This window comes from Labrenzia sp. THAF35 (assembly GCF_009363595.1).
Classification (GTDB): domain Bacteria; phylum Pseudomonadota; class Alphaproteobacteria; order Rhizobiales; family Stappiaceae; genus Roseibium; species Roseibium algicola.
The window spans coordinates 683,171-698,873 of the sequence record NZ_CP045380.1; the positions used below are offsets into that span (position 1 = coordinate 683,171).

The 15,703-nt window shown below is 61.5% G+C and carries 9 protein-coding genes; all 9 read right to left on the reverse strand.

Features of this window, described 5'->3' with window-relative positions; translation table 11 throughout:
• Positions 1–298: 298 nt before the first annotated feature.
• The 9 genes from FIU93_RS03210 to ahcY all read right to left on the reverse strand — a co-directional run bounded on the left by FIU93_RS03210 (position 299) and on the right by ahcY (position 15,511).
• On the reverse strand, positions 299–919 hold the full coding sequence (locus FIU93_RS03210; protein WP_152507482.1) for a trimeric intracellular cation channel family protein: 621 nt from the start codon (positions 917–919) through the stop codon (positions 299–301).
• 310 nt (positions 920–1,229) lie between these two features.
• Entirely contained in the window at positions 1,230–1,853 is a 624-nt protein-coding gene (gene grpE / locus FIU93_RS03215) for a nucleotide exchange factor GrpE (RefSeq protein ID WP_022998970.1), read from the reverse strand.
• Between the two features lie 145 nt (positions 1,854–1,998).
• Positions 1,999–2,319 (reverse strand): thioredoxin, encoded by a 321-nt coding sequence (gene trxA, locus FIU93_RS03220; RefSeq protein WP_022998971.1) that lies wholly within the window; start codon positions 2,317–2,319, stop codon positions 1,999–2,001.
• A gap of 85 nt (positions 2,320–2,404) precedes the next feature.
• Positions 2,405–5,911, reverse strand: coding sequence for a double-strand break repair helicase AddA (addA, locus tag FIU93_RS03225; RefSeq protein WP_209010274.1), 3,507 nt, complete (start codon positions 5,909–5,911; stop codon positions 2,405–2,407).
• A complete protein-coding gene (gene addB / locus FIU93_RS03230) occupies positions 5,908–9,054 on the reverse strand; it encodes a double-strand break repair protein AddB (RefSeq protein WP_152504812.1) in 3,147 nt (1,048 codons plus the stop codon). The genes addA and addB overlap by 4 nt, the downstream gene beginning before the upstream one ends.
• A gap of 2 nt (positions 9,055–9,056) precedes the next feature.
• Entirely contained in the window at positions 9,057–9,791 is a 735-nt protein-coding gene (locus FIU93_RS03235) for a nucleotidyltransferase family protein (protein ID WP_031268670.1), read from the reverse strand.
• Positions 9,792–9,830: 39 nt separating this feature from the next.
• Positions 9,831–11,357, reverse strand: a complete 1,527-nt coding sequence (gene tsaE / locus FIU93_RS03240) for a tRNA (adenosine(37)-N6)-threonylcarbamoyltransferase complex ATPase subunit type 1 TsaE (protein WP_152504813.1) — start codon at positions 11,355–11,357, stop codon at positions 9,831–9,833.
• An 8-nt stretch (positions 11,358–11,365) separates the two neighbouring features.
• A complete protein-coding gene (locus FIU93_RS03245) occupies positions 11,366–13,810 on the reverse strand; it encodes a PAS domain-containing sensor histidine kinase (protein WP_022998976.1) in 2,445 nt (814 codons plus the stop codon).
• A gap of 312 nt (positions 13,811–14,122) precedes the next feature.
• Positions 14,123–15,511 carry an adenosylhomocysteinase gene (gene ahcY / locus FIU93_RS03250; protein WP_022998977.1) on the reverse strand — a complete coding sequence of 463 codons (1,389 nt, stop codon included), beginning with the start codon at positions 15,509–15,511 and terminating at the stop codon, positions 14,123–14,125.
• Between the last annotated feature and the right edge of the window lie 192 nt (positions 15,512–15,703).

Genomic DNA, 15,703 nt, shown 5'->3' on the forward strand with positions numbered 1-15,703 from the left:
TGGTATCTTGAAGGAGCAAATCATGCTGACGACGCTTGCCTATTCGGCAAGCCTTCCGGCAATCGCAATTGGGCTGATGTACTATGTGTCGGCCTGCTCGGGGCTTGTCTACTAGTGCCTTGATGGCACCCTGGCCGTTCGACCCTACGGGCGAGACCGGCTGCCTCCAAGGGTTTGGCACGTTCGGCTGATCGCGCCAAACCCGTTATAAGATAATCGTGAAGCCGGTTCCCCGTGGGCCGGCTTTTGTCGTTCCTGGACTGTCCGCTGAGGCCAAGGGACGGAAAGCCATCCCGGCTTAGCCGGGATCTGAACCTGTTCCAAAACGGTGTCCGGGCAAGGTCCAGCCACGCAGGATCGCTCCGCCGCGCAAGATCAGCGCACAGCTTGCGGCAAGGATCGCGGCAAGGATTTGCGGCGCGCCCAATTGCACCAGCACAACAAATCCACCCGCACCGGCAAAGGCCGCACCGACATAGATTTCCGGCTTCACGATGGAGGAAGGTTCACGGGCGATGGTGTCCCGCAGGATGCCGCCGAAAGTTGCCGTGGAGACACCCATCAGGATCGCCACCAGGATCGTGTCACCGACAGTCAGGGCCTTGGCAGCTCCCATGACAGAATAGGCCGCAATACCGATGGCATCGGCCCATCTCAAGGGTTTGCTGAGCTTTTCGATCCACTCGGCAAAATACCAGACCAGCGCGCTGACGACGAAGCACACCAGCAGATACCATTCGTTCTCCACCCAGAAGACCGGTACACCCAGCAAAAGGTCACGCAGGGTACCACCACCGATCCCCGTCAGCGTGGCAAAGAACAGCAGGGCAACGATATCCAGCTGCTTGCGCGAAGCGACGATGCCGCCGGTAATGGCGAATACCGCCACCCCGAGATAGTCCAGCATTTGCAGCAGCATTCCGTCCCCCATGGCCACTTTCTTTCCGAAGGCAGTACCTGAGGTCCGGGTCTTTGTCATCCCGTAGCATGCCATGACGGCGCTCGGCCCTACGTCTGAGGACCTGCATATCTCGCTCAAGGGATTAGGGAAGTCCGACCAGACCGCTTTCTGGAAAAACACCGATCGTTCCAGACTGTCGTCCTCTCGCGTCGCATCGACGGCAGGACTGGCTCCCGTCAGCTGTGTTGACGAAAGGGTTGCCCCAAAGAAAAGGGGCCACTCCGCTGGATGCGGAGCAGCCCCTTCGAAGCTCTAGGGTCGGTTGAACTCAGGCGTTCTTGTCGACTGTCTGTCCGGCTTCAGCCGACGCCGCAACATCCTTCGGGCCCCCCTTGGAAACGCCGACCATGGCCGGGCGCAGCACGCGGTCGCCAATGACGTAGCCGGCCTGCATGACCTGTACAACCGTGTTGTTCGGCACTGCGGTGTTCGGCACCTCGAACATGGCCTGGTGGAAGTTCGGGTCGAACTTCTGGCCTTCCGGGTCCAGTTTCTTGACGCCATTCTTTTCAAGCTGGTTGAGCAGATCACGCTCGATCATCTCGACGCCTTCGATCAGCGAAGCAACACCCGCATCGGCGTTCTTGCGGTCATCTTCCGGCAACGCCTCAAGTGCGCGGCGCAGGTTGTCGGAAACCGTCAGCATGTCACGGGCAAAACCTGACACGGCGTACTGGCGGGCGTCCTTGACTTCCTTTTCCGTGCGGCGGCGCAGGTTTTCCATTTCCGCCATCACGCGAAGCGCGCGATCCTTCAGATCCGCGTTTTCGGCTTTCAGAACTTCGATCGGATCGACACCGGCCGCCTCGACAGCTTCCGGCTGTTCCGCTGCTGCGGTTTCCGGCGTTGCTTCTGCCGGCTGCTCTTCCGGGGTTTTGTTTTCGTCGCTCATGAATGATCCGTTTTCTCAGACTGTTTGCGGGTGCTTATACGACCGGTTGGCGTTTTTTCAAAGAGCATCGGCGGATAGGCTTTCGCTTACCCGCCGGATGCGCTCATATGAACCGCAGCCGGTCAGCCGCAGATATATTTCGGAATTAAAGGGCGCTCTTGATCCAGTCGGAGAGTTTGCCCTTCGGCGCTGCACCGATCTGGGTTGCCATCGGCTCGCCGTCCTTGAACAGGATCAGCATCGGAATGGACCGAACGCCGTATTTCATCGCCATGTCCTGGTTCTCGTCGATGTTGAGCTTGGTGATCTTCACCTGGCCGTTCATCTCTTCGGAGATTTCTTCAAGAGCCGGAGCGATCATCTTACACGGACCGCACCATTCGGCCCAGAAGTCGACCACGACCGGGCCGTCGGATTTCAGGACTTCGGCTTCAAACGAAGAGTCGGTAACTTGTGTGGTAGCCATAACTAGATCTCGTAGGTCTCAGGATCGCGCCTACCCGATGTAAGCGCGTCAGTTGGCAAGAACGTAGGAAGCCGAGGGCCTGCCGTCAAGCCGATGTGCCGTCAGGACGCAGTCCGGCGAAGGTTTCTTCCAGCACCTTTTCGGGGATTTCCATCAGGCTCGGCACCGCGGTCCACAGAAGCTGGGCGGAAATCTCCCTGTCCGGATAAATCTGCTTCAGCATTTCCCTGTAAACACAAAGCTGTGCGCGGTACTCGAGCGGGATTTCGGCAACTGATGCCGGCGGATGGAAATTGGTCTTGTAATCCACAATCACCACCCGGTTATCCTCAACCACCAGCCGGTCGATCTGTCCGGATATCTCGACTTCCGTGCCGTCGCTTGCCCGAATCGTCCCGACCAGCGGAACTTCGGCGCGGGCATGACCGCAAAACAACGTCTCGAATTCCGGCATCTCGAGAATCGCAGCCACCTCGCGCAGAAGGTGAGGCATGCGCTCGGCAAATTCCGGCTTGAGGGCCTGCTTGAGGTAGGCTTCCGACGCTGCCATGCGGGCGTCTTCAGCCAAGTCCGGCAACAGCTCCAGAAGCCGGTGGATCAGTCGACCGCGCTCCAGGGGCCAGGACGCAAGATCCCTGCCCGCCTGCAAGCGAGACACCGCAGGCACCGGTTCGATGCCTTCCTTTTCCTCCATCGCCTCGAATGCCCGTGAGGGCTGAAGGCGTTTCTTCCTGGCAAGCGGACGGACGGGACTGGAGAGCCAGTCCGGCAACGGCGGTTCTTCGCTGCGCGGCTCTGCGGAGGTATGCGGCGCCGCGCCTGCCTCGGGCTCGGCGATGACGCCGTCCTTCTGCCAGCGCCAGGCGGAGACGGATCCATCCGTCGCTGTCAGTTCACGCGCCTCAGGCTTCAACGCCCGCGAGACCATCGAATACCAGCAGTTCTCGTGGGCACCGCGTTTCGGTTCCCAGCCGCAGACGATCAGCCGGTCTTCGGCGCGGGTTAGAGCCACGTACAACAGGCGCCGGTATTCTTCCTCCTGCGCGTCCCGCAGGGCTTCCACCGCCGCGTCGTGCCAGGGCGTCCGGTCCGCCTTGGGCGGCAGCCAGACCAGCGCCGGTGGCAGAAGATCGTTTTCCAGACGCTTGCGCGGCAGGAAGGCCGGATCGTGGATTGCGCTGACAGGTGCTGCCCCCGGATCGACCAGAACGACGATCCGCGCTTCCAGCCCCTTGGAACCATGCACGGTCATGATGCGGACCATGCCCTTGGTATTGGTCAACTCACGCTTGATCTCGGTCGGTGCCGCTGCCATCCAGGCAAGGAACCCTTCCAGGCCCGGCGTGCCGGATTGCTCATAGGCAATGGTGAGCGCCAGGAACTCGTCCAGAACGTCATCGACTTCCACGCCGAGGCGAGCGCGAAAAGCTTTCCGGCCACCATCAGCCCCCAGCAGCCGGGCATAGAATTCGTAAGGCGGCACGAAGTCGGCGCGTGCGCGCCAGTCTTCCAGCCTTGCGCGCACGGCCTTCCATTTGTCCGAACTGTCCGACCGTTTCACCAGCATCTGCCACAGCGTTCCGGGGCGCACCTTTTCCGGCGTTTCCCGGGCAACCTCCAGCAGGTCGTCGTCCGTCAGGTCGAACAGCGGGCTCTTCAGCACGCAGGCAAGCGACAGGTCGTCTTCCGGCAGCAACAGGAACCTGCCGAGAGCGGCAAGATCCTGAACAGCGATATGGTCCGTCAGAACAAGGCGGTCACTGCCGGCAGCCGGGATGTCCAGCTCCTTCAGTTCCCGGTTGAGCGCTTCGACAAAAGGCCCGCGCTTGCGCACGAGGATCATCACGTCGCCGGGATTTGCCGTGCCATCGCGCATCCACTGGGCAATTTCGGCAGCAATACGCCTGGCCACCTTCAGCATCGGGCTGCCCGAACCGACGTGGTCGATCGGCTGGCGCCAGTCGTCCGGCTCCTCGATCTCCGCCTCGGCTTCCAGTGGCCACAGATCAACGATCCCCGGATCGCGCCGGATGGCTTCATGGACCGGCGCTTTCACGTCCTGCGACAGGCCCTTGTGGGCACTTTCGTCGTGAAACACCTTGTCGACCGCTCCAAGAACATCCGGCGTGGAGCGGAAGGAGAGCTGCAGATTGACGGAATGAAACTCAAGCTCGGCCGCCTCGGCCTTTCCGGAAAAGGCCCGGCGCATGGCATCGAAATAGGCCGGAACAGCGCCCTGGAACGAGTAGATCGACTGTTTTTCATCGCCCACCGCAAACAGCGTGCGCACCCGGTCCCTTGCTCCGGTCCCGGCGAAAAATTCAGAGGCTAGCGAAGTCACCACTTCCCATTGGCGCGGGCTGGTGTCCTGGGCCTCGTCAACGAGGATATGGTCGAGCCCCTGGTCGAGCTTGTATTGCACCCAGAGCGCGGCGTCCGACTTCTGCAGCAATGTTGCCGTCTTGACCACCAGATCCTCGAAATCGAGATACCCGCGGGCGGTCTTGGCGCGCTCATAATGACCGATCACCGCGTCGGCGAGACGCAGCAGGGCTGTGGTTCCCTCATAGGTCGCTACCTTCCGGCGCTGGTCCAGCAATTCCAACAGGCGTTGTTGTTCCGCCTCCAGTGCCTCGAGCATCTGGGGAAACGTTTCAGCGACCTTCTTGGTGGCGAGCGACTTTCGCGGCTCGAGCTTGGCTGTCAGGAAAATCGCCTGCCAGGCCTCGCGGAAAGCGGTTATGTCCGTGAGCCTCGCGGCGGTAACCAGATCGTCCGCACGCGCCTGATCGGTCTTGGTGCCGGTTCGCAGTGCCTCGGCATAGGCAAGACAGGTGTTCAGATCAAACGGGCATGCGGACCGAAACTGCTCGTCGAAATCCGCCAGCCTCAGAACCGGGTCGGTTTCCAGAAGACCGGCAAGCTCGGCAAGCGTGGTTTCCAGATCGCCGGCATCAACCGTCCAGCGGCGGAAAGCGTCACGGCTCTGGATCAACTCGTCCAGCGCCTTCTGGGCGCCGCCATCGCTCATCAGATCAATGACAGATGCCAGCGCCCTGCCAAAGGCGCTTTCCGGCTCGGTTTCGGCAACATGAAGCACGGTCGCGCGCGAGGCCGCCATGAGTTCCGCTGCCACCCGGTCGTCGAGTACGGCAAAATGGCCCGCGACGTTTGCTTCCAGCGGAAACTGGTGCAGCAGGGATTCGCAGAAACCGTGAATGGTCTGGATCTTCAACCCGCCCGGTGTTTCCAGTGCCCGGGCAAAGAGGCGACGCGCCATCGCCAGGCGCGCGGCATCTGGTTTGCGGCCTTCAATATCCTGCAATTCGGCCGCGAGTGCTGCATCATCCTTGGTGACCCATTCGCCGAGGATCTTGAAAACGCGGGTCGCCATTTCGGCAGCGGCGGCCTTGGTGAAGGTCAGCGCAAGAATACGAGAGGGATCGGTGCCATCCAGCAGCAGCCGCACCACCCTGCGGGACAGAACGAAGGTCTTGCCCGATCCGGCATTGGCACTCACCCAGGCCGAGGCCCGTGGGCGGGAGGCAAGGTCCTGCCGTTGCCTGGTCACTTCAGGGATCTGAAAGCTCATGAAGGCTCCTCCGATCCAAGTGCCCATTCCTGCGTTCTGGCAAGATGATCATAGTCACCGCCCATCTGCCGCTCGCGCATGACGCGGGCACGGGACAGGTAACCAATGTCTTCTCTGACATAGTGGGCGATCAACTGTTCCAGCCGCGTCCAGGCGTCTTCCACCAGATCTTCCAGCGGCGTGTCCTTCGGGTTTCGCGGCGCTTCGATCACAGGTTCGCTGCCGCCCTTCAGCTGCAGATACAATAGCTCGGATATGGGCGCGTCAGCCGGCACATCCTTGAACCCGAACCGCCGGACCATCGCGGCCTCCAGCGGCAATTGCGGCGACAGGAGCGCGTCGACCTGCTTTTGCGAGGGCACCTGCCCTGTCTTGTAATCGACCACGGACAGCCCGCCGCCACTCAGAAGGTCGATCCGGTCTGCCCGGCCGCGCAGGCGGAAATCGAAGCCGGGCAACTTCAGTTCCACACCGCCCCCAATTTCAAGGAACCGCTGACTGACGTGTTGTGACCGCCTCGCTTCGTAGGCAACGAAGCCAGCCGCGATTTTCTGGAAACGCGGCCACCAGAGCGCCCGGATCGCCGGAAACGCATCAAGAGGCTCAAACAGCTCCTCGCCGATCTCTGTCAGGGCCTTTACGGCACTGTCGTCGAATGCACCGGTCCAGGTCAGCAGGAAATCGGCCAGTGCATCGTGAATGAGGTTGCCCTTGTCGGCAGCACCGGGTTCGCCGCCGATCGGGTCGACCGGCTGCAGTTCAAGCACGTGACGGGCAAAGATCGCGTAGGGATCGCGGATCAGGCGTTCGATTTCGGTGATGGAGAGCGATTTCGGGCGCGCTGCCAAGGGCGGACGAGGGTGAGGTCGGGACGCGGGCCGCACTGCGCCTTCCGGCCGGTCGAGCTGTGCTGCAAGGGCGGAATATACCGCCCCTTGCGCTTCCAGTTTCTTTGTCAGGTCAGGCCCGGCAAGCGTGGTCAGGCGCTGCAGCCAGCGCGATGCGACAGTAGGAGCGCCGTCGGAGCGTGCGGCTCGCGACAGAAGGACCCGCCGTGCGCCCATGCCTTGCGCGAAGTCATGTGCGGCCGCACCGAGCCGGCGTTCCGGGGGTTCCAGCCCCATGTCGCGCTTCATCGGCCGGTTCAGCCACGGATCATTGCGCGTGCGTTGAGGCCAGACGCCCTCATTGAGGCCACCCAGGATCGCGAAATCAAAGGCCTGAAGCCGTGCTTCCATGGGGCCGAGGATCTGCACCCGCTGGTCGCCCGGCAGCCTACGCCGTACGGCCTGACCGGACATCAGAGCGGGCAGTACCGACGGCCATTCACCGGGCGGAATTTCCAGTCCGCTGGAGCTTGCTTCCAGAAGACCGGTCAGGAACTGGGCCAGCGCCTCGCCCGCCTCACCGGCGTAAAGTTCGGCCACCGAACCTTCGTGATCGATCGAGATCGCCTCGATCACATCGACATGCCGCCGTGCGAGGTCGGTCAGAAGGATCGTGCCGCCTTCTGCGGCAAGTTCTTCCAGCGGTTTCAGTGCGTTCGCCAGCCGGTCGACAAGGTTCGCGATCACGTCCCAGTCTTCGTCGTGGATCTTTTTCCAGCGTGGCGTATGTGCCTTGCCCGCATCTTCCCGGCTCGCCTCGACAGCCAGCTGCAAACCTGCCGTTCCCGGCCGAGCACGCGGTCCGCGAACCACGCCACGCTCCAGCGCGCGGGCGGCAGACCGGATGTCCTTCACCGGCAGGCCCAACCGTGTCAGCGGATGCTTCAGAAGCGCCAGAAGATCGATAGGCTCGCAGCCACCAAGGGCGAGTTTCGCAGCCAGGATCGCCAGAATGGCCGGTGCGGTCTGGTCGAGCGGGCGGCCGGCACTGTCGTCCACCTGGATGTTCCAGCGGGCAAGCTCTGCCGCAACCCGGCGCGTCAACATGCGGTCCGGCGAAATGAGGGCCGCACTTTCCTGCCGCTCGATCGCTTCGCGCAAGGCAATCGCCACGCTCAAGGCTTCATCGGCCTCGTTGCGGGCAGTCATGATCGAGACACCATCGAGGGCTTCTGCCCTGTCCGTCTCTGGACGGGCGTCCAGATAGGCTGTCCAGCCATCGGAGGTATCGGCGGGACGCAGAGCTTCGGAGACCAGTTCCTCACGCAGCAGGAGCCCACGGTCCGGGTCCGGCCCGAGTGTTGCAACCTCTTCCCGCCCGGCACCCAGCCGATCAAGCAACTGCTTCAGAGAATACTGCGGATGTGAAGGCAGGGTTGCCGCGTCTTTCTGCATCACACCCTTGCGGGTCGAGGCCTTGCCCGTCTTTTCTCCCAATACGGCCCAGGAGCGGCTGTCCAGATAGCGGTCCAGCCCAGGCAGCACGACGACACCGGATTCAAGCCGGGAGACAACCTTCAGCAATTCGGCGGTGGCCGGAACCGAGCCGGTGACACCCGCAACAATGACCGGGCCACGAGGAGGTGTCCGTTCCAGGCGCTCGGCCTCGCGCCGGATAAGGGCCGAGCGGCGTGCCTTCGGGTCCATCATTTTCAGTTCGGCCAGATGCGCGGGCCAGGCCTCCCGCACGATCTGCAGGAAATCGAGCGTGATCTGCCAGTACCGGGCGTGGTCCTCCGGCACCAGACCGGACAGTTCCGTCCAGTCGGCTTCTTCCGTTTCAACCTCGTCCATCAGCGTCAGCAGGTCTGCCGCCAACCAGGCTGCATCGGCCGTCGACGCCGGAAGGCCGAGAGGTTCGTCGGACCTGAGACTGAGCGCTTCCCGGCGCAGCATGCCCTTCCAGGCCTTCACCAGCCGCGTCATCGCAAGATGACGTTCCAGAAGGGGCATTGCCGGCGGCAGAGGTTCCAGATCCGCATTGGCGGTCAGGCTCTGCGCATCCTCGTCGGCATCGCCCACCGGGCGGATGGCAGGCAGGAGAACCGGCCGGCCACCAAACCGCTGCTGGAAAAGCTCCGGCAGCAGGCGCGCGGCGCGGCGCGTCGGCAGATACAGCGTGACCGACGGCAGCAGCAGTGGATCGTCCAGCGGGCGAAAGCCGGGGATCAGGCTGCCATCGACCAGTGTGTCGACCAGCGTTTTCAGGAAAGGGACGGACGGCGGGACAGACCAGAGGCGCGCGCTGCGGGCCATCCTCAGGCGGCACTCTCGCGAACGGCATATTCGGCGGCACGAATGGCCTCCGGGGTTCCGATATGCAGCCACAGGCCTTCCATCTGAACGCCGTAGAGACGCCCGGCTTCAATCGCCCTGTCGAAAAGCCTGTTCATGGAGAACGGCCCGTCCGGGGCATCTTCGAACAGGCGCGGGTGCAAAATGGTTGCACCTGCATAGGCAAAGGGCGTCACGCCCTTTTCCTGCCGCCGGGTCAACGCGCCGTCCTTTGCCATGTCGAAATCACCACGGCCGGAATAGCCGACCGCTTTCACGGTTTCGGCAACCAGAAGCAGGGCGTCCATGCGGCTCTCGTCCCAGGCTTCGATCATGTGTTCCAGGTTGGGTTTGACGCCTTCGATCCAGTAGCAGGTGTCGGCATTGAGCTGAAAGAACGGCTCTTCGCCCAATAGCGGCAGCGCTTTCTTGATACCGCCCCCGGTTTCCAGAAGCTGATCGCGTTCGTCGGAAATCAGGATTTCCATATCAGGGCGGCGACGGACATGAACCTCCACCAGATCGGCAAGGTAGTGCACGTTGACCACACAGGTCTTCACGCCGGCTGCTGCCAGCCGGTCCATGCCATGGTCGATCAGGGCCTGACCGTTGACCTCGATCAGGGGCTTGGGCGTCGTTGCCGTCAGCGGGCGCATGCGCTTGCCGAGGCCTGCGGCCAGGATCATGGCTTTGGAAGGGCGAAAACGCTTGTCTGTCATCATCTGTCTCAAATGTGCGACCGGTTGAACGCGGCGCGTTCAGTGCCGGTAGCGTGCGTACCAGTCTTTCAAATCCGACAGGAACGGCCTGTCAAGCACCCGGTCGAGATAGCCTAGCATGCGCGGCAAATGGCTCAAGTAAGCCGGCTTACCATCGCGCTCGGCCAGACGGACGAAGATGCCGAGGATCTTGGAGATCCGCTGCGCCGCCATGACCGAATAGGCTTTCGAAAAACCGACTTCATCGAACTCTGCGGACTGCATTTTTCTTGCCGAGAGATAAGCATCGTAGAGCGCCGATTCCAGAGCTTCGTCCATGTCCGTGCGGGCGTCCAGCAGCAGCGAAGCAACATCATAGGCAACCGGGCCATAGACCGTGTCCTGGAAATCGATCAGGCCGATCCTGTCGGTTCCCTCAGCACCCGCCTGCCAAAGGAGGTTCGGCGAATGAAAATCGCGCAGCACCCAACCTGTCTGGGCCTCGCTAATGTCTTCAAGTGCTTCGCGCCACAGCCGTTCGAATTCCGAGCGCGTGCTCTCGTCGGCCGGATTTCCGGACACCTTCGGGACATACCAATCCAGAAACAGCGCCGCTTCGGCAACAAGCGCGTCCGCTGAATAGTCGGGGACCTGATACAGCCCACCATCAGCGAGCGAGACCGTTTTTGGCCAGGCCTCACCATGCATCTTCGCCAGGACATCGACGGCGGCAAAATATCTTTCGCGCACCGGTTTGCCGTCTACCACGATGGTATCCCGGCCAAGATCGGACGAGAGGATCAGCCCGTTTTCCAGGTCACTCGCCAAAAGATCGGGCGCGCGAAGACCATGGTTCCTGAGTTCCGTTCCCACCGCGACAATCGCCCGGCAGTCGCGCGCCAGATGCACCTTCTCCATGTAGGCGCGGACAGCTTCCGGCACCGCGTCCCCCTGGAAAGGCCAGCGCATCAGAACAGCTGTCGAAGACCCTGTTGCAACCGTCTCGAACGTTCGCAGGGAGGCATCGCCTGCCAGGAAGTGGCGCTCTGCGTCCGGCAGACCAGCGGTCCCCAGAAAGGACCGCGTTGCCAGCGATTGCTCGATCCGGTTCTGCCAGTGCGGGGCGTCCGAATAGAGGCTGAACCGGCGATGGTCATCGCTGTCAGTCGGCTGGGTGATCTGGATCCAGAGGGCATTGCCGGGCAGCAGCTCGTTCGCCTTCTCCGACCATTCGATCAGCGCGGCTCCCGTTTCCAGAAGGTCATCCAGCCCGAGCTCTTCCAGTTCTTCGGGCTCTTCAAGCCGGTAAAGATCGAAGTGGGACAGGTCGAAACGCGGCAAATCGTAGGTCTGCACGAGCGTGAAGGTCGGGCTTGGCACTTCCAGCTCCGGCTCACCGGCAAAGGCCCGGATCAGCGCCCTGGTGAACGTGGACTTCCCGGCGCCCAGATCGCCCGACAGGCAAATGACATCGCCGGGCTTCAGGACCATCGCGATGTCGTTGGCAAGTCGCCGCGTGCCCTGTTCGTCGGCAATTTCGATTGTCTGAAAGGCGCCCGACAGGGCTTGCAGCTGGTGGTCTGCCATCCGGCGTCCTACTCGGCCGCCGCCTGGTCCGCCAGTTCGGGCCGTGCGGGGAAAACGCAGGTCACCGTCGTGCCCTTGCCTTCGGCGGACTGAATGTCGACCGTGCCGCCATGCAGTTCGACAAAGCTCTTGACGATGGCAAGGCCGAGACCTGCGCCCTGACGGCGCGATCCTGTGTCATGCCCGACAAAGCGGTTGAAGACCTGGGTGAGGATTTCAGCGGGAATGCCATAGCCATGATCCTGAACGACGAAGGTCACCTTGTCGTCTTCGCGGCTGCAGCTGACATCGACCACGCCGTCGGGCTCGGAATAGCGCACGGCATTGGAGATGAGGTTGAACAGGACCTGGCGCAGGCGTTTTTCGTCGGCAACCATCATGCCGACATCACCCGGCACATGGGTCCGCAGGTTGATGCGTGCTTCGGCGATCCGGTCCTTCAGCCCTTCGACGGCGGCCGCAACGGTCGGCGCGACGTCGACCTCGCCGAGGTCCAGTTCCATGATGCCGGCATCCAACGTTGCCAGATCCAGAATGTCGTTGATGATGGCAAGCAACGCCGAGGAGGACGACTGGATGTAGTCCGCATATTCGCTCTGCTTGTCGGAGAGCTCCCCGAATTTCGGATCTGCCAGCAACTGGGCGAAGCCGATGATGTTGGTCAGCGGCGAGCGCAGCTCATAGGAAACATGCTGGATGAAGGCGTTCTTGATCTGGTCGGCCTGTTCCAGTGCCTCGTTCTTTTCCAGAAGCGCCCGCTCGACGTTGACGCTGTCCGTTACGTCGACAAAGGTCACCAGCGTACCGCCGTCGGGCAGCGGAACAGTGGCATAGTCGACGACATCGCCGTTGTGGCGTTCCAGACGGCTGACCTTCTGGGTGCGGTTGTCGAGAAGTCCCGTTACATTGCCGGCAAGCTGTTCCCAGGCATCGCGCTCGGTTTCATTGAGCGTGCAGGCGGAGACGACTTCCTTGACGTGCGGCAGTTCGGAAAGCTGATCCTCTTCCAGGCCCCAGATACGACCGAAAGCGGGGTTCCAAAGGCGCAGACGCCCGTCGGACCCGAACACGGCAACGGCTTCCGACAGATTGTCGAGGGTTTCCCCCTGGACGCGGGTCAGCGCGTTGTAGCGGCTTTCCAGATCGAGCTGTTCGGTGACGTTTTCATAGATATAGGTGACGCCGCCTTGCGGGTGCGGATTGGCAATGACGCGCAGTGTGCGGCCATCGGGAAGATGCCACCAGCTTTCGCGAGCTTCCAGAGACTGGTAGCTCTCCATCATCTTGTTGCGCCAGACGCGATAGTCCGCCTGTTCCGGGATCTTGCGCGCCGCGCGCAAGGCATCCAGAACCGCGCTGTCTTCCGGCCGGCTTTCCAGGAAAGCGGGATCGAGATCCCACAACTGGCGGAAGGCCGCGTTGTAGAATTGTAGCTTGCGATCGGCGCTGTAGATGGCAACCGCAGCTGCCAGCTGGTCCAGCGTGCGGCCGTGGAAGTCCTCGGCGCGGCCGAGTTCCTTCTGGGCCTGTTCCAGTTCGCTGATGTCCACGGCAATGCCGGCTCCGCCGACATTGGCATTGACATCGGTCACTTCGAACACCCGGCGTTCACCGGAGGCCACGATGGGAATACGTGCGTTGAAACAGCCGTCTTCGTTCCGCTGGACGGCCATGGCGGTGCGCGCAGCAGCGTCGAGGAAGGTTGCCCCTTCCTTGATCGCAAGATCGGCGTCGGTCATGTCGACCGCTTCCGCATAGGCCTGGTTGGCCCAGATGAGATTTCCTTCCGCATCGCGCTGCCAGGCCGGTGCCGGCATCGCATCCAGCAGCGCGTGCAGCATATGCAGTTCGCCCGAGATCTTGGCATTGCGGGCAGCAAGTTCCGCCTGCATCTGACGTTCGCCGGTCAGATCGCGCAGACGCAGGACCACAGCACCGCCGGTGGTGCGCCCCAGCGCTTCCACGTAGGTTCCGGTGCGGGTCTTCAAGGTGGTGGTGAAGGCTTCGCCGGTACGGAACAGCATGTCCAGATGACGTTCCAGGTCGCCGGCGCATTTCGCCGTCAGCCAGCTACCGAACGCAAGCAGTTGCGCCGGGGGCCGCGGCACGCCAGATTTTTCGGGAAGAATGCCCCAGATCTGGGGCATGGCGCCGTTGCCGGTCCAGACGATGACGCGTTGCTCGTCGGTATTGAGCATCGCCTCCAGGCGGTCGACCCGGAATTTGAGATCGCTCTTTTCCTTTTCCAGCGCGTCGGTCAGCAATCCGGATTGTTTGCGATGACGCACGAGAGCGACAGATGCAGTGACGGCAAAGGCGCACATTCCGCCTAACGCACCAAAAAGAATCATGTTATCGGGGGAAATGGCAGCAGTCGTGTCGGCGAGCATGTCGGCTGCCGCTGAACCGCAAGACAGGCTCCAGCCTGCCAGCGCCGTTCCGCCGAGCTTCACCGATTTCAGACTCCAATCTCGCCACGCCGCGCGTGGCCGCGCGTCGTTCCTGCCGCTTATCGGCATATTGTGATCCCCTTGTGCCGCCTTGCCCTGTTCTTGCGGGCCGCAGCTCCCGGTTTCTGGGAGCAAATCAAAGACATCCGCCTCGTGGCCTTTGATTCGCCTAAACCATAACCTTTTTGAGAATCACGCAGAAGAGTCCGTTATTGAAAAGTTAACAGGACCCTTAAAATTAAAGGGTCCTGCATTTTTTTGTTCACAGACCCGAATCGAGGCGATCACCACATCTAGTGGGCCGCCTCGCCGGAATCAGTATTTGTAGTGTTCCGACTTGAACGGACCAGCCTTATTAATCCCCAGATATTGAGATTGCTCGTCCGACAATTCGGTTAACGTGACGCCCAGCTTCTCCAGGTGAAGGCGCGCAACCTTCTCGTCCAGATGCTTCGGCAGCACGTAGACTTCGTTCTTGTACTGATCGCCCTTGGTGAAGAGTTCGATCTGCGCCAGAACCTGGTTGGTAAAGCTTGCGGACATGACGAAGCTCGGGTGGCCGGTCGCATTGCCGAGGTTCACCAGACGGCCCTGCGAAAGCAGGATCATGCGCTTGCCATCCGGGAACACATACATGTCGACCTGGTCCTTGACCGGGCGGCACTTGGTGTTCTTGAGGGCAGCAACCTGGATCTCGTTGTCGAAGTGGCCGATGTTACAGACGATCGCCATGTCCTTCATGCCACGCATGTGGTCGAAGGTGATGATGTCCTTGTTGCCGGTCGCGGTGACGTAGATATCGCCTTCCGGAAGAGCCTGCTCGATGGTCTTGACCTCGAAACCGTCCATGGAAGCCTGCAGGGCGCAGATCGGGTCGATTTCGGTGACGATCACGCGGGCACCGGCACCAGCCAGGGACTGTGCGGAGCCTTTGCCGACGTCGCCGTAACCGCAGACAACGGCAACCTTGCCGGACATCATCACGTCGGTGCCGCGGCGGATACCGTCGACCAGGGACTCACGGCAGCCATAACGGTTGTCGAACTTGGACTTGGTGACGCTGTCGTTGACGTTGATCGCCGGGAACGGCAGGTCGCCCTTCTTCTGCATTTCATAAAGACGCAGAACGCCAGTGGTGGTTTCTTCCGAAACGCCCTGGATCAGCTCTTTCTGCTTGGTGAACCAGCCCGGGTTGGCGGCCATGCGCTTCTTGATCTGCGCGAACAGGCACACTTCCTCGTCCGACTTCGGGTTATCGATCAGACCGGTTTCACCGGCTTCGACCCGTGCACCGAGCAGGATGTAGAGCGTGGCGTCGCCGCCATCGTCCAGGATCATGTTCGCACCTTCGGGGAAGTCGAAGATCTTGTCGGCATAATCCCAGTATTCTTCCAGGGTTTCGCCCTTGGTTGCGAAAACCGGAATGCCTGCAGCTGCAATCGCAGCGGCTGCCTGATCCTGCGTGGAATAGATGTTGCAGGACGCCCAACGGACTTCCGCACCCAGTGCAACCAGCGTTTCGATCAGAACGGCGGTCTGAATGGTCATGTGCAGGGAACCGGCAATGCGGGCACCCTTGAGCGGCTTGGAGTCACCGAATTCGGCGCGGCAGGCCATCAGGCCCGGCATTTCGTGCTCGGCGATCTCGATTTCGGTGCGGCCCCAGTCTGCGAGCCCGATGTCTTTAACGATGTAGTCGGTCATGAATAAGTCCTGCTGTTTTGAGCCAGCTTCAGGCGCAAGGCCCCTTGAGTGTCGCCGCCATCTCGTGAACCAGTGCCAAAACGGCACCAGGGGCGGGCGACAGCCGAAATCCGGAAGGCTCCGGAAATCGTTGGAAGGGGTTATAGCGTCAGCAGGGTCATCACGCAATAAAGATATAAAGAATTCTTTATA